Source organism: Neolewinella agarilytica (assembly GCF_900110645.1).
Taxonomy (GTDB): domain Bacteria; phylum Bacteroidota; class Bacteroidia; order Chitinophagales; family Saprospiraceae; genus Neolewinella; species Neolewinella agarilytica.
The window spans coordinates 85,073-111,761 of the sequence record NZ_FOFB01000022.1 but is presented as its reverse complement, the minus strand read 5'-3'; the positions used below and the strand labels follow the sequence as shown (position 1 = coordinate 111,761).

Annotated in this window: 27 protein-coding genes; 14 read left to right on the top strand and 13 right to left on the bottom strand. The window is 51.3% G+C overall.

Going from position 1 to position 26,689, the window contains the following annotated elements:
- Nucleotides 1-237: 237 nt before the first annotated feature.
- The 4 genes from gatC (at nt 238) to BM123_RS17890 (ending at nt 3,451) form a co-directional block, all read left to right on the top strand.
- Nucleotides 238-531: an Asp-tRNA(Asn)/Glu-tRNA(Gln) amidotransferase subunit GatC gene (gene gatC / locus BM123_RS17905; RefSeq protein WP_090171318.1), complete on the top strand. Its 294-nt coding sequence runs from the start codon at nt 238-240 to the stop codon at nt 529-531.
- 106 nt (nt 532-637) lie between these two features.
- On the top strand, nt 638-1,378 hold the full coding sequence (locus BM123_RS17900) for an ABC transporter ATP-binding protein (protein WP_175489451.1): 741 nt from the start codon (nt 638-640) through the stop codon (nt 1,376-1,378).
- 281 nt (nt 1,379-1,659) lie between these two features.
- Nucleotides 1,660-2,586 (top strand): ParB/RepB/Spo0J family partition protein, encoded by a 927-nt coding sequence (locus BM123_RS17895; RefSeq protein ID WP_090171315.1) that lies wholly within the window; start codon nt 1,660-1,662, stop codon nt 2,584-2,586.
- A gap of 118 nt (nt 2,587-2,704) precedes the next feature.
- Nucleotides 2,705-3,451, top strand: a complete 747-nt coding sequence (locus BM123_RS17890; protein ID WP_139211938.1) for a DUF5683 domain-containing protein — start codon at nt 2,705-2,707, stop codon at nt 3,449-3,451.
- Between the two features lie 74 nt (nt 3,452-3,525).
- Here the strand turns inward: BM123_RS17890 and BM123_RS17885 are convergent, their stop codons facing one another.
- Together BM123_RS17885 and BM123_RS17880 are read right to left on the bottom strand one after the other, a co-directional pair.
- Entirely contained in the window at nt 3,526-6,228 is a 2,703-nt protein-coding gene (locus BM123_RS17885; RefSeq protein ID WP_139211937.1) for an FG-GAP repeat domain-containing protein, read from the bottom strand.
- A gap of 95 nt (nt 6,229-6,323) precedes the next feature.
- Nucleotides 6,324-7,040: an HAD family hydrolase gene (locus BM123_RS17880; protein WP_090171307.1), complete on the bottom strand. Its 717-nt coding sequence runs from the start codon at nt 7,038-7,040 to the stop codon at nt 6,324-6,326.
- Between the two features lie 63 nt (nt 7,041-7,103).
- Here BM123_RS17880 and BM123_RS17875 point away from each other — a divergent pair, with 63 nt between their 5' ends.
- Together BM123_RS17875 and BM123_RS17870 are read left to right on the top strand one after the other, a co-directional pair.
- Complete coding sequence (locus BM123_RS17875) at nt 7,104-7,628, top strand: SixA phosphatase family protein (protein WP_175489449.1); 525 nt, start codon at nt 7,104-7,106, stop codon at nt 7,626-7,628.
- An 11-nt stretch (nt 7,629-7,639) separates the two neighbouring features.
- Complete coding sequence (locus BM123_RS17870) at nt 7,640-8,767, top strand: DUF819 family protein (protein ID WP_090171301.1); 1,128 nt, start codon at nt 7,640-7,642, stop codon at nt 8,765-8,767.
- Here BM123_RS17870 and BM123_RS17865 read toward each other — a convergent pair.
- The 6 genes from BM123_RS17865 to BM123_RS17840 form a co-directional block, all read right to left on the bottom strand.
- Nucleotides 8,672-9,943 carry an AI-2E family transporter gene (locus BM123_RS17865; protein ID WP_090171298.1) on the bottom strand — a complete coding sequence of 424 codons (1,272 nt, stop codon included), beginning with the start codon at nt 9,941-9,943 and terminating at the stop codon, nt 8,672-8,674. The two genes, BM123_RS17870 and BM123_RS17865, sit on opposite strands and share 96 nt — an antisense overlap.
- Nucleotides 9,944-9,955: 12 nt before the next feature.
- A complete protein-coding gene (locus BM123_RS17860) occupies nt 9,956-10,444 on the bottom strand; it encodes a hypothetical protein (protein ID WP_090171295.1) in 489 nt (162 codons plus the stop codon).
- Nucleotides 10,445-10,543: 99 nt separating this feature from the next.
- Nucleotides 10,544-11,239 carry a coiled-coil domain-containing protein gene (locus BM123_RS17855; protein WP_139211935.1) on the bottom strand — a complete coding sequence of 232 codons (696 nt, stop codon included), beginning with the start codon at nt 11,237-11,239 and terminating at the stop codon, nt 10,544-10,546.
- A 79-nt stretch (nt 11,240-11,318) separates the two neighbouring features.
- A complete protein-coding gene (locus BM123_RS17850; protein WP_090171290.1) occupies nt 11,319-11,528 on the bottom strand; it encodes a hypervirulence associated TUDOR domain-containing protein in 210 nt (69 codons plus the stop codon).
- Nucleotides 11,529-11,627: 99 nt separating this feature from the next.
- Nucleotides 11,628-12,092 (bottom strand): hypothetical protein, encoded by a 465-nt coding sequence (locus BM123_RS17845; RefSeq protein WP_090171287.1) that lies wholly within the window; start codon nt 12,090-12,092, stop codon nt 11,628-11,630.
- Between the two features lie 111 nt (nt 12,093-12,203).
- A complete protein-coding gene (locus BM123_RS17840; protein ID WP_090171284.1) occupies nt 12,204-13,148 on the bottom strand; it encodes a mechanosensitive ion channel family protein in 945 nt (314 codons plus the stop codon).
- An 84-nt stretch (nt 13,149-13,232) separates the two neighbouring features.
- On the opposite strand from BM123_RS17840, the gene BM123_RS17835 reads away from it, so the two are divergent.
- The 4 genes from BM123_RS17835 (at nt 13,233) to BM123_RS17820 (ending at nt 15,759) form a co-directional block, all read left to right on the top strand.
- Nucleotides 13,233-13,826: a pseudouridine synthase gene (locus BM123_RS17835; protein WP_090171281.1), complete on the top strand. Its 594-nt coding sequence runs from the start codon at nt 13,233-13,235 to the stop codon at nt 13,824-13,826.
- Between the two features lie 56 nt (nt 13,827-13,882).
- Entirely contained in the window at nt 13,883-14,095 is a 213-nt protein-coding gene (locus tag BM123_RS17830) for a PspC domain-containing protein (protein ID WP_090171278.1), read from the top strand.
- Nucleotides 14,096-14,187: 92 nt separating this feature from the next.
- Nucleotides 14,188-14,616 carry a hypothetical protein gene (locus BM123_RS17825; RefSeq protein WP_090171275.1) on the top strand — a complete coding sequence of 143 codons (429 nt, stop codon included), beginning with the start codon at nt 14,188-14,190 and terminating at the stop codon, nt 14,614-14,616.
- Nucleotides 14,617-14,640: 24 nt separating this feature from the next.
- Entirely contained in the window at nt 14,641-15,759 is a 1,119-nt protein-coding gene (locus BM123_RS17820; protein WP_090171272.1) for a hypothetical protein, read from the top strand.
- Between the two features lie 12 nt (nt 15,760-15,771).
- Here BM123_RS17820 and BM123_RS17815 read toward each other — a convergent pair whose 3' ends face one another.
- Both BM123_RS17815 and BM123_RS17810 read right to left on the bottom strand, forming a co-directional pair.
- Nucleotides 15,772-16,755, bottom strand: a complete 984-nt coding sequence (locus BM123_RS17815; RefSeq protein WP_090171269.1) for a bifunctional heptose 7-phosphate kinase/heptose 1-phosphate adenyltransferase — start codon at nt 16,753-16,755, stop codon at nt 15,772-15,774.
- Between the two features lie 48 nt (nt 16,756-16,803).
- Entirely contained in the window at nt 16,804-17,226 is a 423-nt protein-coding gene (locus tag BM123_RS17810; protein ID WP_090171266.1) for a nucleoside-diphosphate kinase, read from the bottom strand.
- Nucleotides 17,227-17,483: 257 nt separating this feature from the next.
- Here BM123_RS17810 and BM123_RS17805 point away from each other — a divergent pair, with 257 nt between their 5' ends.
- Nucleotides 17,484-18,515: a DHH family phosphoesterase gene (locus BM123_RS17805; protein WP_090171264.1), complete on the top strand. Its 1,032-nt coding sequence runs from the start codon at nt 17,484-17,486 to the stop codon at nt 18,513-18,515.
- Between the two features lie 5 nt (nt 18,516-18,520).
- Nucleotides 18,521-19,426: an FKBP-type peptidyl-prolyl cis-trans isomerase gene (locus BM123_RS24630; protein WP_090171260.1), complete on the top strand. Its 906-nt coding sequence runs from the start codon at nt 18,521-18,523 to the stop codon at nt 19,424-19,426.
- 700 nt (nt 19,427-20,126) lie between these two features.
- Here the strand turns inward: BM123_RS24630 and BM123_RS17795 are convergent.
- Both BM123_RS17795 and ctlX read right to left on the bottom strand, forming a co-directional pair.
- A complete protein-coding gene (locus tag BM123_RS17795) occupies nt 20,127-20,909 on the bottom strand; it encodes an enoyl-CoA hydratase/isomerase family protein (RefSeq protein WP_090171257.1) in 783 nt (260 codons plus the stop codon).
- Between the two features lie 185 nt (nt 20,910-21,094).
- Entirely contained in the window at nt 21,095-22,012 is a 918-nt protein-coding gene (gene ctlX, locus BM123_RS17790; RefSeq protein ID WP_090171254.1) for a citrulline utilization hydrolase CtlX, read from the bottom strand.
- A 391-nt stretch (nt 22,013-22,403) separates the two neighbouring features.
- On the opposite strand from ctlX, the gene ggt reads away from it, so the two are divergent.
- On the top strand, nt 22,404-24,098 hold the full coding sequence (gene ggt / locus BM123_RS17785) for a gamma-glutamyltransferase (RefSeq protein WP_090171251.1): 1,695 nt from the start codon (nt 22,404-22,406) through the stop codon (nt 24,096-24,098).
- Between the two features lie 353 nt (nt 24,099-24,451).
- On the opposite strand, the gene BM123_RS17780 is transcribed toward ggt, so the two are convergent.
- Entirely contained in the window at nt 24,452-25,657 is a 1,206-nt protein-coding gene (locus tag BM123_RS17780; RefSeq protein ID WP_090171249.1) for a pyridoxal phosphate-dependent aminotransferase, read from the bottom strand.
- Between the two features lie 301 nt (nt 25,658-25,958).
- Here BM123_RS17780 and BM123_RS17775 point away from each other — a divergent pair, with 301 nt between their 5' ends.
- On the top strand, nt 25,959-26,636 hold the full coding sequence (locus BM123_RS17775; protein ID WP_090171247.1) for a DM13 domain-containing protein: 678 nt from the start codon (nt 25,959-25,961) through the stop codon (nt 26,634-26,636).
- Nucleotides 26,637-26,689: the final 53 nt, after the last annotated feature.

The window sequence follows — 26,689 nt, the reverse complement described above, 5'->3', positions numbered from 1 at the left end:
GCTTCGGTGTCAAGCACCAGCTAAACAAGCTCCTCCTCTGGCCGTCAAACTAGCTTAACTTCGTGGTACGCAAGGATACAAGCTAATCAAATATCAAGAGCACGAAGTACTGCGAAGCAAATCGCCAATCGCCAATCAAAAACGTAGCAAACGAAGTTTGATGCGTTTGCCCTTGCTACTGCCAACCTGCCCCTGGTTTTCATCCAGCCAAAAGCTACCTTTGTCGAAAAGAATACCATGACCGTAGACGAAGCCCTACTATCGCGACTGGCTAAGCTCTCCCGCTTATCTCCCACGCCGCAACAATCTGCGCGGCTGCAGAAAGATCTTGTCAATATCCTTGGCATGGTGGAGAAGCTGGATGAGCTTGACCTGGAGGCCGTTCAACCCCTCCGATACGTTACTGGCGTAGAAAACGTTCTCCGCCCTGACGAAACCGGCAACCACATCGATCGTGCCGAGGCGCTTAATAATGCGCCCGATGCCGATGTAGAAGGTGGCTTTTTCCGGGTGCCCCGAGTGATTGAGTGATTTTTTGAATGAGTGAATGGGTTTCACTCCCGACATCTATCTCCTCTCTCATTCTCTCATCGTTCCTGTTCACTCATTTCCCAATTCTTCCATCCACTCCCTGCCCATGCAACCCGTTATTCAAATTAAAGATCTTACCAAGACCTATATTATGGGGCAGACGCAGGTGCGTGCCCTGGCCGGAATTGACCTCAACATTGATACCAATGAATACGTCGCACTGATGGGTCCTTCGGGTTCCGGGAAATCCACTTTGATGAATCTCCTGGGCTGTCTGGATACACCTACGGACGGTCATTACGAGTTGGACGGTAAGGATGTCAGTAAAATGGAAGACAACGAACTGGCCCAGATCAGAAATGAAAAGATCGGCTTCGTCTTCCAGACCTTTAACCTTCTTCCCCGGCAAACGACGCTGGAAAATGTTGCCCTGCCCCTGGTGTATGCCGGTGTGAGCCGCAGCGTCCGGGAAGCCAGAGCCCGCGAAGTGCTCGAATCCGTCGGTCTCGGAGATCGCACCGATCACCGCCCCAATGAACTCTCCGGTGGACAGCGGCAACGGGTAGCCATTGCCCGTGCCTTGGTCAACAACCCCGCCATCATCCTGGCGGATGAGCCGACGGGTAACCTGGACACGAAGACCTCCATCGAAATTATGGAAATCTTCGAAGAAATACATAACAATGGCAACACCGTCATCCTCGTAACGCACGAGCCGGATATTGCCGAGCACGCACACCGTATCGTCCGTTTGCGGGACGGAATCGTGGAAAGCGATGTCCGCAACGAGGAAATCCGTCGGGCCAGTGACCCAGAGCACCGCTACAAGCAGGGCCTGAGCCTGTAATTGCCATTAGGGTTCATTCGACAAGTTCATTGGAGGCGCATACGCAGGTGCAATGGGATGGGTAAAAGCAATGAGTCAATTGAATTTTACCGGCACCATTACTGGAGACAAAGCAAAGACCGCCCCCGAAAAATAGTTATTCGGTGGCGGCCCTACGAATACCCCTAAGGTATTGCTCTCGGGTAGTTTATGGTCTTCCTTAAGAAAACGTTACACCGATTGGGATTTTTCCTTAGGTAAGCTTGTTATCTTTGCCGACCGAATAGTATAAATTTTTATTGATGGCAAAGAAATTCACCCCCAAACGTAAAGCAACCAAAGATCAAATGGGCTCCGGTCTGGAAGCTCTCCTGGGCGGTAATCGGCTGGATAAAGCGATGAAAGAGTCGCCGAAGGAGACGATTGCAACGTTGAGCAAAGACTTTTCTTTTCTACCCATCAGTAAGATTCATGCCAACCCGGACCAGCCCCGGAAAGAGTTTGAGGAAGAGCCCCTGGCGGAATTAGCGGAGTCCATCCGCATACACGGTATCATTCAGCCCATGACCGTCCGCCATATGGGAGACGGAACCTACCAGATCATCAGTGGTGAGCGGCGTTTCCGCGCCAGCCAGCGGGCGGGCCTGAAGGAAGTTCCGGCCTTTATTCGCACGGCAGACGATCAGACCTTGCTCGAAATGGCCCTGATTGAAAACATCCAGCGGCAAGACCTGAACCCGATGGAAGTTGCCTACTCCTACTACCGGCTGAAGGAAGACTTCGATCTGACCCAAAACGAGGTGGCCGACCGGGTCGGCAAGCCCCGAACGACCGTTGCGGGCTATCTGGGCATTCTGAACACTTCGCCTAAAGTACAGGACGCCATCAAGGAAAAGAAAATCAGTATCGGGGTGGCGAAGACTTTTTCCAACATCAAGGACGTCAGCCAGCAGGAAGAATTCCTGAAAGATATCCTGGCCAACCCCTCTTGGTCCGTTCGTAAGATTGAGGAAGAAGCCCGCGGTTATAAAGTCAAAAACAAAGCCAGCAAATCTGCCAAGCCGGAGGATGGGGATTTAAAAATGGTCAGGGAAGCTTTTCAGAAATTCTTTGGCACCAAGCAGGTGAAGGTTAGCTCTGACGGCAAATCCGCCAAATCTGGTAGTATCACCATTAAGTTTGCCAACCAGGAGCAGTTGGAGCAGTTTTATAAATCCGTCGAGCTTTAGAGCTTGTTTGGGAATTTCCTTTCGACCCACGATCGGCAATTTTTCACCTGCGATTAATAATACGTTAAAAGCCGGCTTGTATGGCTACGAAAGCACAGGAACAGAGATCATTGATAATATGACGAGCTTATTTCCTTTGGAGGGGTGTTGTTCAGGAGCCGCCGGCAGGCGGGCTGTTGGCGTATTGACGGCCCTTGCTTTTGTAATCCTCTGCCTGGCACCTGCGGCCGCGCCCGCACAATCGGATAGTAAAAACCCTAATCGGGGCGTTCGGAAAATGACCGACAGTATTCCGGATGCCACCATCCTGAGCGACACGATTGTTGCTCTGTCGGCAATTCAGCGAGGCCCGAAAAAGGCCCTGCTCTGGAGTATTATTCCCGGTGGCGGACAAGTCTACAACAAGCGCTGGTGGAAAGTGCCTATCGTATACGGTGGTCTGCTCGGGATGGTTGCTTACGCCGACTTCAATCAAACCCGCTATACCCGCTTCACGACGGCACTGGAAAACCGCTGCCTCGGGGAAGGCAACGTGGTCATTTTCCCCAACGAAGATTGTATTGCCACCGTGGATGATTTTCCGGTAGATCAGGTTTCCAATGCGGCCCTTCTTCAGGCCCGGGCCAATGCCGACCGGGCCCGACAGACGGCCTACATCGGCATTTTCATCGCCTACGTTATGCAGGCCGTTGAGGCCTACACCGACGCCCACCTTCAGGAATTCGACATCTCGGATGATCTTTCCTTCCGCCTCGGGCCCGTCGCTAACCCTGAAGGACTGATGAGCTACGGGCTGACGGTTCCGCTGGGAAGCGGGCGTAAAAAAAGGAATGAAGAAGCCCGGGTGAAGGCCTTGGTTAGGTAAGGGAGGAAAGGAGCAAAGGAGTAAGGGAGAAAAGGAGAAAGGGAAGAAAGGAGGAAGGAGAACTATTGCTTTAACTACCACCCCAAAATTAAGTGCTCCCCCGCTGCGACGACGATGAGCACGTGCCGGTCATCCAATGGAACGAGCTGCCTGACCTCAAGGCGATTGTTCGCGCCCCCTAAATCAATGAATTCAAGGGAGTGGTCGTCCCGCAAAAGTTGCAGCGCAGCAGCATCCTGCCGGCCGATGCGGGGCAACACCTCCTGCTTATTTCCGCCCAGCAGAATGCCCTCTTTCATTTCCCAGGCACAATTGACGGTAGTGATTTGAGTAGCCATGGGCAGCGTATCTGCCTTCCAGTTCAGACCGCTCAGGCGGGTAAGGCGGAGGTGATGTAAAGTCTCCGCGGTTTCAGGTTCAAGGCTCAGGTCAGGGAAATTTTCCCCGAAGGAGCGGCGGGCGAAGTCAGTATAACTCAGGTTATTCCGCCGAAAGGAAGGAATTTGTCCGGCCAGTTCATCCTTGTCGGCAACGGTCATTTCCTGGCCGTTGCGAACGTAGGTGTACAGCGGGTCTTTTTTACCGTTGCCATCGAAGTCAGCCTCGTAAAGACGAACAGGAGCTTCTTTAGTAGCCGTTCCCAATGTAGAGTTCAGGCCCCAGTTCCCGGCAATGAGCGTCGTCTCCGGACCTCCGTCTCCGGACACGGTCGTGAGGGATTGCCAGAGCCCGGTAGGAAAGCCCAGCGGGTCCCTTACGTCTCCTCCCTTCCAGGAGTTAATGCTGCCGAAGGCCTCCGCGTAGAGGCTTTCTTCCTGAGCGGGGAAGTTGGCTTCGAGGGCTTTGTCCGGGCGGAACAACTCATATTTGTAGTGTAAAGGAGGCAGCGCCAGGGTTTCCACCGAGTCCAGCGCCTGCCCATTCCAGCGGTAGACCGTAAACGTGGTACGGGAGGGTGAGGGAATGGCAATACCGCCATCAAAGGACATCACCGGATAGCCGTTGCCCCGCGGAGCAGCCATCACCAATGGCTCCCGGTCGAAGAAGTTTTCCTTATTCTCCGGACGAACAATGCCCGAAGGTTTCACGGTGTACCATTTGCGGTACTTCGCCGCCGTGCCGTAGATAGAACCATAGCTGCCTTCGCTTTGCGACATCATGCCCCGCTGCGGACAGATGAGCCGGTCAGGGTCGTAGCGGGCGGGGCTTTGCGTAACTGGGTTAAAGGAAGCACCCATGGACTTCTGCTTCGGTTGATGCACATTCTCGTAGATCGTAGCCGGGGCGTTGAGGTTATTGAGCACGAGGTCAGCGTCTCCGTCCTGATCGAAGTCGGCCACCGCGGCGCCGGTGGAGCTGCCGTTAAGGTCGAGGCCCCAGTCCGCCGCAACCTCCTCGAAGGTCAGGTTACCCGTTTGCCGGTAAGCCTGGTTGGGGACGTGTCCGTCGGGCATATTGGCCAGCACTTCAAGGTTAGTGGCCCGGCGGGCGAGGCCGGAGGAGATGAATTTGAGAAAGTCGAGGCTATTGGGGCGGCGCTCAATGCCGTTGGCGATGAAAATGTCAGGCCGGCGATCGAGATCAAAGTCTTCGATGAGGCACGACCAGGACCAGTCGCTGGCGGCTACGCCCGCCATTTCGGCCACTTCGGAGAAGTTCCCGTTGCCCCGGTTCCACTGCAGGGCGTTGTGGGGCAGCTGATCGTAGTAGCCTAGTTTTCGCTTGAGGTTATAGACGTTGGGTTGGTCAGACGACATGGTGGACTTGAGGATGGATTCGTCGTTCGGGCGCATGTCCAGGGTAAAAAGATCGGGCCAGCGATCCCCATCAAAATAGCCGACGTCAGAGCCCATGCTGAAGTTCGTGGTGTGTCCGGTAAGCTCGCGGACGGATTCCCTGAAGGTGCCGTCTTGCTGATTTATGTAGTAGTAATCGTTCTCGCTGAAGTCGTTGCAGACGTAGATGTCGGGAAAGCTGTCCTGGTTGAAATCAGCGATGGCGGCGGAGAGGCCGTAGGCGATTTTGGAGGAGAAGAGGTTGGCGGCGGTGGTGACGTTGGAGAACCCCCTCCCCAACCCCTCCCCACGGGAGAGGGGCTTAGGGGATTCGCTGAGCGAATCAAGGTTAAGGTCATTCCGTAGGAGAAGGTCGCCGGCCAGAGAGTCGGGTACTTCGCGGCCTTCGGCCGTGCCGTAGGTGGCGTCGTTGTGGACGGAGTGGCGCAGCAGATACATATCGAGGTCACCGTCCAAATCGTAGTCGAACCAGTAGGCCTGGGTGTTGAAGCCGGCGAAGTCGAGGCCGTAGTCGGCGGCAGATTCGACGAAAGTACCGTCGGTTTGTTGAATAAATAGTTCGTTTTTGCCCTCGAGACCTTTATAGCCTGAGACGTTGCAGACGTAGAGATCCATGCGTCCGTCCTGGTTAATGTCCACCACACTGATTCCCGTAGACCAATCCCCTGCACCTGCGACTGCGCCCTCTTCGGTGGCATCACGAAACTTAAAATCCCCCTCGTTGATGTAGTATTTATTGGGCCCCTGATTGTTGGTAAAATAGAGATCCGGCAGGCCGTCACCACTAATATCCGTGGCCGCTACACCCCCACCGTTGTAATAATACAGGTACTCGATGATGTTGAAATCTTCCGTTTCCTGAAGTTGGTTTGTGCTCATCACCCCCGTGTCCGTGCGTACACGAAAAAGCGGATCTGGGGCGCGGTCGCAGGTGCAAAGAAAGGTAACTAAACAGCAGAGAATGACGAGATTTCTTAGCACAGGATGGCTTTAGATTGGAAGGGTGAAGATACGGTTCTTACCGCTCGCCGGCCGGGCCAAGTTGCGTAATACCCGGGGCAAGACCTGGCCTATTACTAATAGGCGGAGCCTTCGACCGCCCCCAACAACCCCGTCATAAAGGCATCCATCGAATCTGGTTTCCAATACTCCTCCTTCGTCTCCGTCACGGCTTCATGATGCCAGGTATATTCAAAAGGCAGGTGGGCGGCCCGCGCGCCCGCTTCGATGACGGGCAAGACATCGCTCTTCAGGCTGTTACCAATCATGATAAGTCCGGAAGGATCAATCTTGTGCCTGCGGAAAATGTCGCGGTAGGTATCTGCCGTTTTTTCCGAGACTATTTCCACAATTTCGAAATAGTCTCCTACCCCGCTGCGCGCCAGTTTATTTTCCTGATCGAAGAGATCCCCTTTGGTGATTGCCATCAGCGTGTAGTGATTCTCCAGTGCATCCAGCGCGGTTTCTACTCCCGGCAGGAGATTAATGGGGTGGTTCAGCATTTCTTTCGCCAGGTCAATGACCTGCTGAATTTCCGCTCCGCTGATTTTTCCGTCGGATAGCTCAATAGCTGTTTCAATCATCGACAGCGTAAAGCCCTTCACACCATACCCGAATATTTTCAGGTTTTTACGCTCAAAACGGTAGAGTTCTTCTTCCAGGTTCATCCCTTCTTTCATGTAGGGAGAGAGTAATTTCAGGCAGCGGGCTTTTGCATCAACGAAGATATTTTCGTGTGCCCAGAGTGTGTCATCAGCATCAAAGGCGACGTGGGTTATACCTGAAAGGTCCATGCTTGCGTACTTTTGGCGCCCAAGGTAACCAGCTACAACATGTTTTGCTACAATATGACCCGCATGAATCGAACGTTTTTTATTCCGTTGCTTCTTTTTTTTTTCCTGTTCTCCTGCAACACACTGCGAAAAACCACCATAGAGGAGCTCGGTCAGGAAGAAGTGGCCACCTTTATTCTTGTCCGGCATGCAGAAAAGGAATACGGAGCTAAGCCCGGTCTGACGGAAACCGGCCATGAACGGGCTGATCGGCTCAGTTTTATACTGAAGAATACAGACCTGGATGCAGTCTACAGCACGCCCACTAAACGCACCCGGCTCACCGCGGCTCCTACGGCGGAGGCACATGGCTTGCCGGTCATTCCTTATGACGCGACCTTGCTCAAAGAATTCTCCCAGGACTTAAAGAGGCTATACAAGGGCAAAACTGTTCTCATCGTCGGTCATAGCAATACAACGCCTGCAATGGCGAACTTTCTGGCGAATACGGATGAAAACCCACGCTTTAGTGAATTGGATTACACCAACCTTTACGTAGTGACCATTCCACGGATTGGCAAGGCAAGAGTATTGAAGTTACGGTATTAAAACTAAGGGCTATGTCCACTCCACAAATTCTCAGCGTACTGCTTTGCATCGGCTTTCCGCTTTTTGCCCGTCATACCGAACGAAAAGGACGGTTTCCTTCCTGGGTCAGTTCCATCATTGCCTGCTATCTGGTGGGAATTTTGGTGAGTAATCTTCGCCTCTGGGAGGTGGACAACAAGCTTATGGAACAGGTAGCCGGCGCCAGTATGCTACTTGGTCTTCCTCTCTTACTATTTGCCGTTCGGATTAAGGAGAGCCTGCGCTATGCGGGTAGTATGCTTCTGGCCTTCGGGCTTTGCTGTCTGTCGGGTCTCATTTGCACGGCCGTAGTTGGATATCTGATGACGGGGCAACTACCGGACGCCTGGAAGATTGCCGGCATGCTGGTGGGCCTGTATACAGGCGGCACCCCTAACGTACAGGCCATCGGCCTGGCATTGGAAGCTCCGGCAGAATATATGGTGTTGGTGCAAGCGGCGGACGTCCTGCTGGGCGGCAGCTACCTCCTCGGGCTGGTGACCTTTCTCCCCGCTGTCTATAGCTGGTTTTTTCGCCCATCGGACTCTGCGATGGAAGAAGCTCAAACCAACGACCTGATCTCCAGGATTGCTTTCAAGAAACAGCTCCCACAGCTTTTAGCGGGCGTTTTGGTGACCGCTGCCAGTGTCGGGCTCTGCTTCCTGATTACCGGAGGGATCAGCGACCTGACGGCGCTCATCCTGCTACTCACTTCCGTCTCTTTGCTGGTAGCGGGATCGGGCTTTGCCGACAAACTGGGAAACACCTATCCTTTGGGAGAGTATTTCATTTTGATCTTTTGTGTGGCACTGGGCCTAATGGCTGACTTCCGGGAGTTAGCAGCTAATGGCATGGACTTACTCTACTTTTCTGCATTGGCCCTGATTTCTACTACTCTCTTACACCTGATCCTCTGTAAGCTTTTCAATGTTGACCGGGACACGGTGATTCTTAGCTACGTTGCGGGCTTTTATGGTCCGGTATTTGTGGTTCAAGTGGCGGCAGCCATTCGAAATCATCGATTATTAGCTGCTGGTATTGCCGTTTCCCTGCTTGGCTTTGGCATCGGCAACTATCTGGGTATCGGTCTTGCCCACCTCGTTTACTGGTTGGCCGGTTAGCGGCAGCTTGTCCGTTATTCGGACCAACTTCCGTCCTAAAAATAATTTTGACAAACGATATTCGGGAGAATTGTAAGTTGTCAAAAACTGATCAGACTCTTCATATAAGTCATCGCTTAACATCAGTGCCACTGGCATCAGGGGTGGAATATGTTCCATGATTATCCGTACCATTGCCAGTATCGGTATAGCAATGATAACCCCTGGCACTCCCCAGATCAAAGCACCGAAAATCAAGGACACGATGGCTGCCAGAGCGTTGATCTTTACACTATTGCCAACGACTTTTGGCGTGATGAAATTCCCTTCTACAAATTGGACAGTAGCATAAAGAATAACCACTGCAATGGGCTGCCAGTAAGAATCAGTTGTCGCCACTGCATAAATAAATGGTACGAGCCCTCCGATGGTAGTCCCGACATAAGGGATAACGGCCAGCAAGGCGCCCAGAAAGCCCCAGACCAGCGCATATTTGACTCCGATCAGAAAGAGTCCAACGCTGTTGAGCACGCCTAATATGACCATAACCGTCACCATGCCTCCCAGATAATCCGTTGCTACCGACTGAATCTCTCGCAGAGTTTCCATGCCTTCCGCCTGATCGTGACTGGCAAACTGCCCGAGAACAAAGTTCTTAAAAGCAGTACTGTAAAGCAGAAAGAAGAAACTGTAGATGACGACTAAGCTAAGGTTGGCCAGAATAAGTCCTGAGGTAGACAGGCTCGAGGTTAAAATACCCAGAGGCTGATCGATTGCCTGGGTAAAATTTTCTTCAAAAAACAACAAAGTTTGGTCTCCTGTATACCCCATTGTTTCTCCGCACCACTCCATGAAACTGCTGCCAGTGTCTTGCAGGCTGGCCATAATGTTATCCGCCCGGTCAACTACTTCACTAATCTGGCTGATAAAGAAGAGGAATACGCCAGAAATGATCAAGCCCACAAAACTCAGACTAAGCAAAATCGCTACCACTCGGTTGTTAATCCCTCTTTCTATCCAATCGCGAATGGGTTTGAGGAGAAAAGCGAACAACATTCCGTAGGTGAGTGGTATAAAAAAAGAGCTGCCCAAGTACAGTACAGCAAGTACAATACTCAGGCAGATCATAAAGTAGGCCAGTCGCTCTACGCTGAACTGTTCACTTTTTTTCTTCTTCTTTTTATTCTTATTTCCCAATCGCTTGTTGAATTAGTCTTCTGGTGAGCCTTTTCCTTTGTAGGCCTGTAAAATTACGAATCCAATGATCATCACAAACACCATCGTCTCAAAAATCAGAAATCCGCTGTTGATCAGCACACCAGCCAGGGTGTCTCCTTCTTGCATGAACTGCTCGAAGGAAGTTCCCACAAGGCCAAAGAATAAGATGTTCAGAATAGCGATTACCCCTGCGGCCCATAAGCCCAGTTTCAGTAGTAGCCCTAGCTCACTTTTAAAAGCTTTGCCCTCAGGGAGGCGGCTTGAATAAGAGCTTATGGCCATCCATACAACCGGAACAATGAGTAGGTGTTTGGCAAAACGCATCCCCGTAGAGGGACTATCTGTAGCAAGGTTGAGTATTACAAGGTACAGTGCCGTTATCAGGCCAAGCGCAAGACCAAAAGTCCAGGCGTATTTACTGGATAATGCATTATCACTGTTGATACTTAAGTCCGGCTCATTATATGTGGTAGTTTCCATTTTCGCTTAAATTTTAGTGTTGAAATTTCATTTAATTAAACTTGTTGCAGCTCACCCTTCCGGCTACGCTTAACAAGTGTCGTTCGGGTAAGCAAGTCGCTATTTTCCTAAATAGCGGGCTCTCATTTCTTCGATTGAACGTATACGTTCTTCCAACTCTTTAGCGCGACGAGATTTCTCTTCCGCCGTTTCAAATTCGTCGCCTGCCTTTTCCCGTTCCTTTTCGATCTTTCGCTGAAGCTTAGCTATTTTATCCTCATACTTTTCAATCTTCTCTCTTGCCTTAATGGCATCTTCATTTGCGTCTTGGCTATCGTCTCTGATATCTGTAAGTTGATCCCGCGCTTCGTTTAACTTATCGTCAAAATACCGGGTGTAGAAATAGGTACGAAACTCCATCATGATGGCTTCTGCTGCATCATAAGCCTCTGCGTTTGAGCGCTTGTTGATCGCGCTCCCTTCAGCAAAGCTTACGGCCATACTTACGTTTGATTTATTCCCGCGATCTTCAATTTTAGAATAAAGATCAAAATTTTTGACGCTGATCAATGGAACAGAAACCTGTTCCGCCAGATAGGCTGTCCCTCTTTTATCATTGTCAAATTTATCAACGTCAATATTGTAGCGGTCGTCCCAGAAATCGTCCCATAAGTCTTCCACTAAATCTTTTTCAGCGTCAATTTCTACCTGAAGCGATTCAAGACTTTGTTTTTTGTAGTCAATGCTTTGCACGGTGACCTGAGCTGACAGGCTGATAAAATACAAGCAGCAAAAAACGGATAGTAAATATTTCATGTTTTTGGTTGGTTTGTTATTATAACGGGAGCCCGGCAAGCCGTGTTCGGTTTATAAAATAAGCCAACTCAAAATCTATCTATAATCTCTCCACTTCTGATTCCAGTTTCAAGACCTCGCCTCCATCTTCCTGGACTATTAATAAGGCCTTATTACCTTTTTCCCCATCCCGACTGACGGAATTACCCTTTATGGTACGCGTAACTTTTTTGGTAAATGTTTCCTTTACTTTACCTTCCGCAGTACCACTGCCCCATGTCCACTTCACCTTGCTTCCTTTACGAATCATTGTAGTTTTTATTTAAATAAAAAAAATGGCCCAATCAGTTACCAAAGGAGGTAATAATTGGGCCAGAGTTATAAGTTATCCCAAATGGGAAGTTATGACTTAGTCAAGGTCATTGTCGGAATCAAGAGAATCTTCAACCTCTTCTAAAAAAGCTTCAGACTTTTCGGAGAAGTCTCTCCATCCCTTTTTGACGTCTCCCTTAAAGTCTTTCCAGCCAGACTCCATGTTGTCGCCAACCTTTTGCATACGAGCGTCCAGCTTAGCACGATAATCGTCGAGCCTGTCCCACTCCTTTTGTAATCTGGCTTTCGTCTCTTCGTTTGCGTCCTCCATTTCCGCCTCTAATTCTTCCATCCGGACATCAATCTTTTGATGGATGTTTTCGAATTCGCGGGCCAACTCGTTGCTTTCGCCTTTAAGCTCTGCCCCCACATCAGCCATCGTGTTTTTGGTTTCAGCTACCATTTCATCAGCAGCCCGGTCAGCGTCTGAACCGTCCGCACAACTATAAAAGGCAGTAGACAGAGCAAGCAATAGTGCCAGGCTTAAAAATTTGATTTTCATAATATCGTTGGTTTTGTTTGATAAGAGAAGCCAGGTAGTTTGAAATACACATTTCCCAGCCCGTGTTTCACTCCATAAAACGGTTTCAGGACTTTTGTGTTCGTTGCCCTATTAAGAATTTCCTACCACTTCCCTTCCATTGGCACTATTACTTTGTGCCAGCATAGCAGATAGTTTTTCTCCGCCCCGAATACCAAAGTCAAGCGTACGAATCGGGAATGGAATCATGATGTCATTCTCGTTGTATGCCGTCATAATAGCCATGATAGCATCACTTTGAACCTGCAGAAAATCGCCTTGTGAAGTCTTATTTTTATCCATCCAGAATCGCAGGGAATAATTGACCGAACTCCCCCCAAACTCATTGAAAAACAATTGAACCCCTCGTTCAGCATCATGCAGGACATTATCTTTTATAGCTTTGATGGTTACCTCTTTGACTTTGGCAAGATCATCCCCATAGCTAACTCCGCAGGCCAGGTCCACTCGTCTCCGTTTAAGCGTTGAATAGTTGGTCAGTGCTGATTGCACCATGATTTTGTTAGGAATCATCACATCCTGTCCCTGAAAGGTTTCTATGGCGGTATGCCGGAGGGTAATTTTCATCACGGTTCCCCGGTATCCATCTACCTCGATGAGATCTCCAAGTCTGAACAGGTGACGAACCGTGAGCTGAATCCCGCTGAAGAAGTTTAGGATTGGATCCTGAAAGGCAAGGCCTACCGCGAGACCTACTACCCCTGCGGCCCCGAGGATGGAACTTACCGCTCCGGATAGATTCAGAACGGACAGGATGAGCAGCAGAAAAAGCAGAGATACACCAACGGTCATCATCGTACTCATCAAACTGGCGATCGTTTTATCGCGCACCAGTTTTCTGCTTAGCTTATCGAAATACTTCTTTAGAAAAGAGGTAACGATATAGCCAATCATAGCCACCAGGAAGGCCAGCACCATATTGGGCAGCATTCCCAGAAGACCACTCCACCAGCCCTGGACCTCCTCCACGAGGGGTTTAAAATCGAACTCTATTCCCAATAATTTAAAAAGCAGCATAAGTTGTAAAATATTCTATTGTGTCTGTAGTACGTAAGTAAGGACAAGCTAGTTCTCATTGGTCCTCGTTATTAGCTTTGTGCCATGCAGTACTACTTTCTTATCAATAAGCCTTTTGGCATGCTCAGCCAGTTCACTAAAGAAGCACCTCAGCATCGGGTACTAGGTGAGCTTCATGATTTTCCGTCGGACGTCTATCCCGTCGGCCGCTTAGATCGGGATAGCGAAGGTTTACTGATACTGACGAACGACAAATCGCTCAACGAAAAGCTGCTTCACCCCAGAAACCAACATGGCAGAAAGTACTGGGCACAGGTAGAAGGAACCATCACTGATCAGGCCATCAAACAACTCGAAAGCGGGGTGTCCTTCAGGGCAAAAGGAAAGGATTATCGGTCTGCTCCCTTACGGGCACACGCTCTGTCAATAGAAGAAACGGGTACGATTGCCGCCAGAAACCCTCCCGTCCGCTTTCGCAAGTCCATCCCCGATGCCTGGCTTCAATTAGAACTCACAGAAGGTAAAAACCGGCAAGTAAGGCGTATCTGTGCCGCCGTAGGATTGCCCGTCCTGCGCCTCATACGTGTAGGCATTGTTGGAATATCGCTGGCCGATCTGCATGAGCATTCAGTTCGCCAGGTAGATCGCGATTGGTTGTCATCCCGCCTGAATCTTTGATCAACAATACCCGCAAAATATCGTTTATGCTGTATCTTTAGGACGAACCGCTCACCATGGAAATTTTACGAAACAAGCTGGAGAGATCTGCTTTTGGCGTTTGCGCCTGGCTGGCAGACCGTATGGGGATTTCCCGTAAACGTGTCCGAATTTACTTCATCTATTTGTCTTGCCTTTCCCTTGGCTCGTCCCTGTTATTCTATTTCTTTGCTGCCTTTTGGCTCAACGTAAAAGAATATATTCGGGAGGGCAAAAAGATTGTTTCTTAGCAGCAATCTCCGCCACGAGGCCTTCGCCCCTTAGCTTATCAACCATACAGCGGCAAGGCACTCCTGAACTAACTAATACCCATCGACTCTTTATGAAGTTCTACCTCTTTCTGCTTCCCTTAGTCCTGTTAAACGCCTGCGCCGGAAATAATTTTGATGAGTCTTCTTTCCCTCCGGATCAGATTTCGGCAGAAATGTCTTTCAAGCGATTAGCTGATCATGGCGACCTGGAACCTGTTCTCCGGGAAGGGCAGCTGGTAGATGGCTGGCAGTTTCAGGTAAGTTCTTACAGTAAAGTTGCCGTTCTTAATCAAGACCCGGTAATCACGTACTCGCTAAAAGATCGTAGCGGAATCGACTACAAAGTCACCTCCGTAACCAGCCCGGACGTTATCAAAAAGATCGAAAACGGCAGCTACGGCTTTGGCCGTGGCCGGGTACTTACCGTTGATCGTGACCTCGTTGCCGGAGAGATTCAGGCAGAACTACTGTTAAGCGACTGGACGCCACGCCAAGATTGATTCAGGAATCATCTTACCCCTGATATGATTCCACGTTTACTTTGCAGCCTTTTACTGCTTTCCCTATGCGCCTGTTTCCCGGAGGCAAACGAAGACCCTGACCGTATTGGCCCCAGTAACAGCCTTCAGGCCTGGGCAGAAAACAAGCGCTTTTGGGCAGATAAAGAAGGTAACCCCTTACTTCTTTTGGGCACCATCAACCAAAAAAACCTGTCGCAGTCCGTTGATGTTATTCAACAGCTGAAAGAACTACAAAAAGCCGGCGGCAATTACGTCTGCAGTCAAATTGATCCCTTTGAAGGAACCCGCCCGGAACCCTTCGCCCGGAACCCGCTTACCGGGCAATTCGATCTGAATGCTCCGGACAGTCTTTACTGGTCCAACTTCCATGCCTTCCTCCGCCATGCCGCCAGCCTTGACATGGTCGTTCAGCTTGAGTTACCGATGGCCGATAGCACACAGACGCACGAATTGCTTTACAACGTAATGGCGGAGCAGGCTCTCAGCATTTCCCAGCACTACCGGAACGTCTTATACAGCATCAGGCAGCTAAACGATCAGGCCTCGGCACCTTCTTCACTGAGCAAGCTACGGCAATTAGCCGTCCGGGCTAATGGTCAGACCTTTACCGACAAGTATCCTTTCCGGCAGGCACTACCTTCTCTGCCGACCGCGGGGACTTACACCGGCCCTGTCCACTTCTCTGCCGTTGATGGGAATGACCCTTACGATGTCATCAAGAACTTCAACCTTGCGGCAGCGAACGGGTATGCAGGCTTGTGCTACGCATCTTCACGGTCCACATTTGAAATGCGCGGTGCACGGCTGGCCAGCATCCGCGCTATCCGCACCGTTGAGCGTTACCTCAGGTTCCGGGATCTGAAGCCCGCTCCGGAAGTACTCATCGGGAAAAATGCGCACGCCTTTACTGACGATCAGGGTAATTTTCTGTTCTATATGCCCACCGCAGGAGAGATCAATGTCCGCCTACCCGTAGAAGATCAGGTTCCTATACGAGTCGTTGTGGTCGGCTATCTCGGCACCCAGCGATCCGAGTTACTCCGGCCACCTTATGGAAATAGTTTTAAGCTGTTTACGGATGAAATCCGGGGCGGTTGGATGATTCTGAAGCGGGAAGAGTAAAACAACGTACGTCTATTCGCCAATCAGTTCCGCCAGGTCCACCGCCACTACCCCACTCTTGGCAATTACCTGAGCGCCAGCCCGGTTCGCAAGTCTGGCGATTTCGCCCAGGGGCATCCCTGCGGCCAGGCCGCAGGCCGCTACGCTGATGACGGTGTCTCCGGCTCCGCTCACGTCGGCAATGACTTTGGCGTCAGTAGGATAGATTTCGGATGCGGTCCCGTCATGCACGTAAATACCGTGCTGGCTAAGAGTAATCATAACCGAAGCACAAGCGAGTTTTTCGAAAATAACAGCGGCGGCTTTATCCAGATCTTCCAGAACGGGCCGAACCCCGAAGTCCAGCTGCTGCTGAATTTCACGGAGATTAGGTTTGAAGAGAGAGCAGCCTTCGTAATTCCAGAAATGTCGGGCCTTAGGATCGACAATAATATCTACGCTGTGCTTCTGCGCCAGCTCCGACAATGAACGAATGATGGATGGGGAGAGCACTCCCTTGTTATAATCCTGAAAGAGGAGAAGATCAACCTTTCCTCCCTGCAGAGCAGCTTCCGACCGGCGGATTATTTGGTCGGCAGCGTCTTCTTCCGCATTGGAAGTCTCCTCCCGATCAACCCGCATCAACTGTTGCCCCTGGGCAACAAGACGGGTTTTCACCGTAGTACAACGCTTTGGATCGGAGACGATCAATGCATCGCTGAGATCATTATCCGTGAGGAGTTGACGGAAGACTTTCCCGTTTTCGTCATCGCCCACCAGGCCCGCCAACAATGGCGTGGCACCGAGCGCTTTCAGATTGAGCGCGACATTAGCCGCCCCGCCAAGTCGGTTATCCTCCCGCCCGAGGCGCATTACCGGAACGGGGGCTTCGGGGCTGATCCGTTCCACCCGGCCGTCCAGATAGCGGTCGATCATGACGTCACCAACGACGAGGATGCGGAGGGAGGAGAAGTCGATAGTCTGGCAGTTTTGGTAGTCTTGTAGTTTGGCAACCATGTGTGACGGGCACTACAAGACTACCAAACTACAAGACTACAAGACTTTTTAGGCGAAGATATCCGTTCCCGCAAAGTGGAAGCTACCTTCGATGGCAGCATTCTCGTCGCTGTCAGAACCGTGAACGGCGTTCTCACCGATGCTGGTCGCGTACTTTTTCCGGATGGTGCCTTCGGCAGCGTCAGCGGGGTTGGTAGCACCGATGAGCGTGCGGAAATCAGCTACGGCATTGTCTTTTTCGAGGATAGCCGCCACGATCGGGCCGCTGCTCATGAACTCAACGAGCTCACCGTAAAAAGGACGCTCTTTGTGAACGGCGTAGAACTCACCGGCCTTCTCGGCGCTGAGCTTAGTGTACTTCATGGCGACAATCTTGAAACCGCCGGCGGTAATATCGGCAAGAATAGCACCGAGGTGTCCGTTACGAACAGCTCCGGGCTTGATCATCGTGAAAGTTCTGTTAGTGGCCATGGTATTATTTGATTTAGTTTTGGGCCGCAAAAGTACGCTTTCTTTTGGATAAAATCTATGCCTGCCAATCACTAAGAAGGAGCTGGGCGCAGCCGCAGGTGCAGAGAAGGTTCAAGACAGCAATGGATTAAAAGCCACCTCTCCCCTGCCGGTAAAAGCAACTCTTTGCACCTGCGGCCGCGCCTGCAAACCTCAAAACTTTTCCCTACCACTTAATTTTGCGACCTTTGCGCGTCTTTTCCCTAAGATCGTAGACTATGGAACCGAACATATCCGACGTAAAAGCATTGCTTGCCCAACCTAAGGACATCGTCATCTTCAGCCACCGGAACCCCGACGGCGATGCCGTAGGCTCCAGCTTAGGACTGTCCCACTACCTGAAGTCTCAGGGCCATCAGGTGAATATCGTTCTGCCATCTGATTATCCGGACTTCCTGGCCTTCCTGCCTAAAGTGAGTGATATCATCATTTACGATGATGAAACTGAAGAAGCCCGTGCCGCCATCAAGCGGGCTAACCTCTTCTTCATCCTCGACTTTAATTCCTTCGATCGGATTGACAAAGTCGCCGAAGGACTGGACAAAGACAAACGGCCGCGAATCATGATCGACCACCACCTCTTTCCGGAGCCGGTAGCCGACCATATGTTCAGCGACCCTTCCGCCAGTTCCACCTGCGAGATGGTATATACCTTTATCGATGATCTTGGCCACGCGGGCTGGGTCACCAAAGACGTGGCCGATTGCCTTTACACCGGCATCATCACGGATACGGGTGGTTTCAAATACGCTACCTCTCCCAGGCTTTTCCGTACGGTAGCCAAGCTGCTCGAAGCCGGTACGGACGATAACAAGATCCAGGATAACATCTGGAACTCCATGACCGAAAAGCAGCTCCGCCTTCTGGGGCATTGCCTGGCCAATCAGATGGAGCTCCTCCCCGAGCTGAAAACGGGGATCATTTGGCTGACCAAGGAAGACTACGAGCATTTTGACATCAAACGGGGAGACACTGAGGGCATCGTGAACTACGTTTTGCGCATGCCCGGCATGATGATCGCCGCCTTCATCCATGAGCAACCTACCATCGTTAAGATGAGTCTTCGCTCCAAAGGAAATATGGACGTACAACAAATATGTAAGTCTCACTTCCGGGGCGGCGGCCACCGCAACGCTGCCGGTGGTGCCAGCTTTGCTCCGCTGGGAACAACCATCAATAAGTTCAAAAAACTGTTACCAGATTACGCTGCTGAAATTGACGCAGCCTACCTAGAATTTAAAAATCAATAAAAACTATGCGTTCAATAATTTTTCTGCTGCTTTGCTGCGGCATCTTCACTGCCTGTGAGTCCGATTCCGGGGCATCCATGGAGGTTTCTCCATTAGGCAACCGTTACGAGCTCTTCAAGGATAACGGCAGCGGAGAACCCGTTGAAATCGGAGACTACGTCTACTTCAATGTAAGCATGCGTACCGAAGGAGACAGTACGCTGTTTGACACGCGTACAGCCGGCGGCCCACAACCCGTTATTCAAGCCGTAGCGGATGGCGGACCGGAAGAGGTAAGCCCGGTAGAAGACGTTCTCCGTTACATGCGAGTTGGCGACAGCGCCGTCGTTCGGGTGAACATCGAAGAGTTCCCCAGCAAGCCCCCGGGCCTCGAGGCAGATACCGTCCTGTTCTACGACATGATCGTTACGGACATTCTCTCCGAAGAAGAATTTGCCGCCCGCCAGGAAAAGGAACAGGCGGAAGCTAACGCCAAGCGGGAAATCGTGAAAGCTCTTGAAGGAGAGCGGCTTGAGTTTGCTGCCCAGGCAGTAAAAGATTACAATGCCGGTAAGCTTGACGGAGACATGAAAGAAACCGCCAGCGGACTCAAGTACGTTATCCACGAAGAAGGCACCGGCCCACAGGCTGAAGCCGGCCGTGGCGTAGTCGTTCAGTATATCGGTATGCTTACCAGCAACGGTAATGTGTTCGACCAGTCTTTCCAGCGCGGTGAAGGTATTCCTTTCCAGTTGGGTACCGGCCGGGTAATTCCGGGTTGGGACGAAGGCATTGCGCTGCTCAAAGAAGGCGCTAAAGCAACCTTCTTTATTCCTTCTGAGCTGGGCTACGGCGCGCAAGGCACACCCGGTGGAGATATCCCCCCGAATTCAGAACTCGCCTTCTACGTTGAGTTGGAAGACGTGGAGTAGTATTATAGTAGTGATCGTATGATAGTCGGATAGTAGCTGCCGCACATTGGAGGTTACTAGTCTACTATTCCTGTGAGATTACGATGATAGATAGCGGTCAGCCATCAGTATTCGAGCCACAAGGCTCTGGGTACTGGTGGCTGACCGCTTTTTTTGACCAGGTTTGAGCATACGGACCGATACTTTAGATCGCTTCCGCTAAGGTTGCTACCGTGTTTATACCTACAAGTACAGATGCGGTCCGCCAGCTATCACTTCCGCTCCCTTCGGTCGGTCTTCGATGTTCTTGCTCGCAAGCGACCTTTTTGAGACTTAGTCCACAAAGGCACAAAGAAGAGACGCTCATTATTGAAGCGGTGTACTATTTATAGCCTTCGTCAGGCAGATTTTTCGATAGACTACACCAGACTGAAAAGAATTCAGTTAGAATTTTCAGGATATCATTCAAATGGTCCGGGTGACTAACGGCATTATAAACGTTGCTTCTCTCTTCCCACTCCTTTCCTCCTCCCCCTCTTCCGGGAAAAAAGGCTCTTAGGCTATCGACTAAGAACTTTAAGTCATCGGTCTCTAAGTCTGGTAAATGGGCGTGGAAGGCAAAGCGAAGCAATAACCAAGGCCGCACAGTACCGAGGGGTAATTACCCGTTCCTGTTGGCTTGGAGTATATTCAAGCTACTAGCCCTATTATCACCACGAACCTACTCTCCTTTGAAGTCCGCTTTTCGCTTTTCTACGAAAGCGGCAGCCCCTTCGGCGAAGTCTTTCGTCCCCGAAGCGCGGCCAAAGGCCGCAGCCTCCTCTTCGAAGTCACTGCTGGCGTAATAAGCATTTATGGCCTTGATGGATTCCGCTACGGCTACCGGACCTTTTGTTCCGATGGTTTGTAGTAATTCAATGGCTTTTGCCCGGGCCTCTGCTGCTGGCAAGGTGTAATTGACCAGTCCGATACGGTGTGCTTCTGCGGCGTCGAGCATGTTCCCGGTCAGGGTAAGCTCGATGGCTTTTCCCTTCCCGATCAGTTGATTAAGGCGTTGAGTGCCACCATAACCCGGGATAATGCCGAGGTTGACTTCCGGTTGCCCGAAGCGGGCCTGTTCCGTAGCGACCCTCATATGGCAGGCCATAGCCAACTCACAGCCGCCGCCCAGTGCAAACCCATTGACGAGAGCAATGACCGGTGCGTGGAAGCGCTCAATGAGAAAGAAAACGTCCTGGCCCCGGGTAGCCATCTCTTTACCGCTGCCGGCGGCAGCGACGCCGAGAAATTCTTTGATGTCAGCCCCCGCCACGAAGGCACGGTCTCCGGCACCAGTGATTAATACTCCCTTCAGGTCTTTGCGGGATGCATAGTCCGATCCAAACAAGGCTTCCAACTCTCCCATCGTCTCCTGGTTCAGCGCATTAAGGGCTTTGGGCCGATTGATGGTTACGTATAGAATTCCGTCGGTTTCCTCAACGAGGAGGTTATTGTAGTTGGGCATGGGGGATTGTTTTTGAGTTGTGGGTTGCAAGTTGCAGGGTACAAGTTGCGGGGTGCAAGTTGCGGGGTGCAGGTTGCGGGTTGCAAGTTGCAGGGTACAAGTTGCGGGTTGCAAGATACAGGTCTGTTAGAACTGTGCAACTTGTACCCCTTGCAACCTGCAACCTGAAACCTGCAACTTCAGATTCACTTTCGTTCTAAAAATATTTCCGAAATCATACACCTCGCACTACCGCCGCCATATTTTTCAATAACGGGAAGTGGAACGTGAATAATCGGGGCACCAAGGGCCTCTCTTTGGGCGGGATCGAGAGAATCATGCGCTGCAGTGGACATTACCCAGGCGGGGCCAATGTCGGTCATCAACTCTAACATATTCCCGCCGAACTGGTCCATCTGATCCAGGCTGATCCCGAAGATTCTTTTGCCGGAGAAGGCCAGACTTTCCGTCAGCTTCGACTTTTCCGCGGGGTCCTTTACGCTGTCCAGGCAGGCAACGGCCACTTCAGTGCCAATGGCCAGCATCACGTTGGTGTGGTAAACGGCCGTCCCGCGCTGATCATGTGCATGGAAAGTGATCGGAGAATAATCCATCGCTGCGCACCAGTCATAGATAGCATCCTTCGTAGCACGCTCAGAATAACAGCAGTAGGCAATTCGATTTACCCGGTCCAGTACCAGGCTGCCGGTTCCCTCCAGAAAGCGACCGCTTCCTTCCCAGTGTTCCAGGGCGAGGGTTCGGTTAATTTTGTGTTCCTTGTCCAGTAGTTCAAGGATGTCCGCCCGGCGTTCAACCCGGCGTTGGGGCCAATACATTGGATAGGTCACAAGTAAGCCATCCTCGTGGGTACTAAACCAGTTATTTGGGAAGACAGAATCGGGGGTCAGTAAGTCGTCCTGGTCATCAATAACGGTCACCAGTACACCAGCCTGACGAAGTACATTGACATAATTATCGAATTCCCTGACGGCGGCAGCCGCAATGTCCCGTTGATGCTCCGGTGGCGCAACGGACTGAAAAGCATTGTCCATATGTGTAGGGCTGCCAACTGCGAAGTTCTTTGGCCGCACCATCAGGACGTGGTTAGTAGTTTGATTATGCATTGATCGGCTTGGTTAGGGCGCTGTGTCGGCAGGAAAAATACCTGCCAACGGGAATGGTGACTTCAGGAGCCACCAGATTTGGTTTATAATGGCAAAGCTAAAGTTTAACGGCTAGAAATAAAGAATGATTTTTATGAGCTACGGGAAGAGCCCCGTGAAGGAAGTTGTTGCCCGCTGAGCAAGGCATCTTTCCGTTAACGATTTCGTTATTTCTCCAACTGGCGAAATCGTCGGTGGCGCGGACGCAGGTGCAAGGAAATGCCATTTAAGAGCAGGGACTGAGTAATGCTGAACTAGCACCATAACCTGCACAGCACCTGTCCCGCAATACTGCGGGACACCTGAAAAGTTGGTGGGCAAACATTACCTTTCCATCCCCAAATGCCCCCATATGCGCTTTCTACTCCTTTCCCTTGGCCTTTGTTTGCTGTTATCCAGCTGCCGCGAAGAACCAAAAATTAATTACTCAGCCACTAAAACGGCTGACTTTTCCACCGCTGCCGTTGCCGGTCCGCATCCGCTGGCCACTAAAGTAGCCCTCAAAGTCCTGCAAAACGGAGGCAATGCCATCGATGCCGCAGTGGCCATGCAATTCGCTATGGCTGTTGTTTATCCCCGTGCCGGCAACATCGGCGGCGGTGGCTTTCTGGTTTATCGGGATGCGGACGGAAATTCGGAGGCCCTCGACTATCGGGAGCAAGCGCCCGCAGCCGCTGATCGGGATATGTATCTGGACGAAGAAGGAAATGTCGTACAGGGTCTCTCTACCCGTGGGCACCTCGCCGTTGGCGTTCCCGGTACCGTTGCCGGCATTGCGGAAATGCACCGTAAGCACGGCTCCCGGCCATGGAAAGACCTCGTCGGCTATTCCATTGATCTAGCTATGAATGGTTACCGCCTAAGCCAATCAGAGGTAGGTCGCATTAAACGTTATCATGATGACTTCGCTGAATTCAATAAAAGCACCCCTTTCTCTGACACTACAGTTGTTGAAGGCAGCCTCATCGTACAACCTGCTCTGGCCGCTACCCTACGCCGAATCCGCGACAAAGGAGCGGCAGGGTTCTACAAGGGTAAAACCGCCGAATTAATCGTAAAAGAAATGAAATCCGGCGGCGGGCTCATCACCCTCGAAGACCTCGCCAACTATAAACCAGCGTGGCGGGAACCCATCAGTAAGGATTACAAAGAATACCGCATCATCTCTATGCCACCCAGTAGCAGCGGAGGCCTCTGCCTTGCCCAGATGGTGGAGATGCTGGAGCCTTATCCACTCTCCGACTGGGGCTTCCAGTCTACCCCCGCCGTGCATACTACCGTTGAAGCCATGCGCCGCGCCTACGCCGACCGGGCGGAATACATGGGCGACAGCGACTTCTACCCCGTTCCACTCGACTCTCTTCTGGACGATGACTACCTCGCCGGCCGCATGAATGATTTCCGGGAAGACTCTGCCGGCACCTCGGATGCCATCGTCGCCGGGCTGGAAGCCGTAAGAGAAAGTTACGAAACGACACACATCAGTATCATCGACGCAGCGGGCAATGCCGTCTCCATCACCACTACGCTCAACGGAAATTTTGGCAGCAAAGTCATGGTCGATGAAGGCGGCTTTTTCCTTAATAACGAAATGGATGACTTCAGCGCAAAACCTGGTGTCCCCAATATGTTTGGCCTCATCGGGAAGGAAGCTAACGCTATCATGCCAGGCAAACGGATGCTTTCCAGCATGACGCCCACCATCGTGGAAAAAGACGGAGAGCTATTCCTCGTACTCGGCGCCCCCGGCGGATCCACCATCATCACTGCCGTATTACAAACCTTCCTCAACGTCACCGAATACGGTATGCCGCTGGCCGAAGCGGTAAACGCACCTCGTTTCCACCACCAGTATCTCCCCGACGTCATCGTTCACGAAGCCGACGCCCTCGGCAATGGTGTCAAGGAAGACCTGGAAAAGATGGGCCACCAATTCCGCGAAACAAAGTACATGGCCGTAATCAAAGCCCTGCAGCGATTACCGGAGGGAACAATTGTTGCTGCAGCAGACAGAAGAAACCCGGATGATGATGTAAAGGGATATTAATCGGGAAGAATCAGTTCTGTGGGCAGCAGACAGTACCAGCTCATCTGTTGGCCAGCCAATTGCCGTGAGTGGCAAGACAGGACAAACAACAGAGAAGCACTTACACTTCAATGTTTTCCGGGCATATGATGACAAAACAGGCCTGAGATCTTACCCCCTTGACTCAATTCAGAACTACAGGGTTGCGGAATTGAAGCGGTATCAATTGGTAGAAAACGGGTAGCTCCGGAGTACACTTCAGGTAAGGGGTAAGGTAGTTTACACCTGAGAAGTCGTGACTTTTTTACGATCCAATACTCTCAGGTGTAAACAAAAGTCAGGGCTTCGCCTAAATTCTATGCTTGAACCCTACCCTATTTTAAGGCTGTGAGTGCCTCAGAAATTCGCTCAATCGCTTTCTGTAGCTGCTCTTCGCTGGCCGCGTAGGAAATACGGATACAGTCGGGTGCTCCGAAAGCAGCACCGGTGACGGTGGCTACGTACTTAGATAGCAGCAGGTACTCCGCCATATCGTCGGAGTTGTTGATGGTAAATTCACCGTTGGATTTGCCAAAGAAGGCGCTTACATCCGGGAAGATGTAGAAGGCACCCTGCGGGCGGTTAACGCGCAGACCATCAATAGCTTCAAGGCCGGCGATCATCATTTCACGGCGCTTACCGAAAGCTTCCTTCATATCCATGCTTGGCTTCAGGCTGGTATTGAGTGCTTCCACACCCGCCCACTGGGCGATGCTGTTGGCACCCGAGGTACATTGCCCCTGCAGCTTCGCGCAGGCCTTAGCGATGTGCAGTGGTGCACCAATGTAGCCAAGTCTCCAGCCCGTCATGGCAAAGCCCTTTGAAAAACCGTTAACGGTGATGGTGCGGTCCTTTACTTCGGGGAAAGTGCCAATACTGGCGTGCTTGCCGGTGAAGTTGATATGTTCATAGATCTCATCGGAGATAACATGGACGTGCGGGTGACGGCCAAGCATTTTAGAAATAGCGGCCAGCTCATCCGCAGTGTACACTGAACCCGTTGGGTTACAGGGCGAGGAAAAGAGCATGAACTTAGTCCGATCCGTAATGGCCGCCTCAATAGCTTCAGGGGTAACTTTGAAGTCGTCTTCAATCCCGGCCGTAACGATTACGGGTGTGCCTTCTGCAACCTTTACAATGTCAGAGTAGCTTACCCAGTAAGGGCCGAGGATGATGGCTTCGTCACCAGGATTCAGCAGAGCATTCGCCAGGTTAGCGATTGATTGCTTGGCACCGGTGGAAACGACAATCTGGGCGGGGCTGTACTCGAGCCCGTTCTCCCGCTTGAATTTTTCGGAAACAGCTTCCCGTAAAGCGGGAATTCCAGGAACCGGCGTGTATTTGGTATGGCCTGCATCGAGGGCCTTCTTTGCGGCCATCTTGATGTGCTCCGGGGTATCAAAATCAGGTTCTCCGAGGCTCAGGCTGATAACATCGTGGCCCTTAGCCTTCACTTCCCGCCCAAGAGCGGCCATCCGCAGCGTAGCGGACTCTTCCATATTAAGTACTCGGTTGGAGAGTGGAGAGGTCATTGTAGACATTTGAATTGATCTTGAGGGGGTTAATTTTAAAACTACGCAAAGTTAGTAAGCGCAGCGGGCTTGTAGAGGTAAATATTTGAGGTAGTTGTCCGAAGGCTAAGGTGTGGTTTCCTGCCAACACTGCTTTTTACAAGCTCCTGTGCACCTGCGGCCGCGCCCCCTCTACCACATTGATCGGGCATGAATATTAACTTCACGACGCGGCATTCAGCCCTAAACTATCCATCAGGCGACAATCCCGCCACGAAAAGAAACAAAGCCAGCGGATAGTCCGTAAATTTGGATTTCCAAACGATAAGCTATGCGGTTTTTTTTCCTGATCCTATTGACCTCTCTCTTTTTTTCCTGCATTGGTGAGGATGTGGTAGACGACTACGTTGCACCTCAAATCAGACTGACCAACCCCATTAGCAGCATCGAAGAAGGGACCACCTACCAGTTTGAATTTCAGTTTTTCAACAACATTGGACAAGCTGAAGCGGTGGACGCCAACTGGTCATCAGAAGACCCCAGCATCGTAAGCATTTCCGCGACTGGCCTTGCATCGGCCCTGCAGGTTGGCACTACAAATCTTAGCGTAACTTATCAGGATGAATTTGGCGAGAGCGCCACCGATGCCCTCTCGGTGGAAGTCGGCGAGTCTACGGTCGTAGTGGAAACGATGAGCAAAAGCGGCGCGATTGCCACCACCAGCAGCTACGATCTTGAAGGAGATTTCACCCTGACTGAACTTCCAAACGGACAACTGGACCTTTCCTTTGGAGACAACTACGTTGCAGACAGCGGCTTACCTGGCCTCTACGTCTACCTTAGCAACAACCCCAACTCTACCAGCGATGCGCTGGAAATTGCTGCCGTACAAACTTTCCAGGGCGCTCACAATTATATAATCGACGGCGCCACGCTGAATGATTACTCCCATGTCCTCTACTTCTGTAAGCCTTTCAACGTAAAGGTTGGAGACGGGGAGATTGAGTAAAGGGGTAAGGGAGTAAGGAGAAAGGGGTAAGGGAACAATCAAAGTCATCCCAT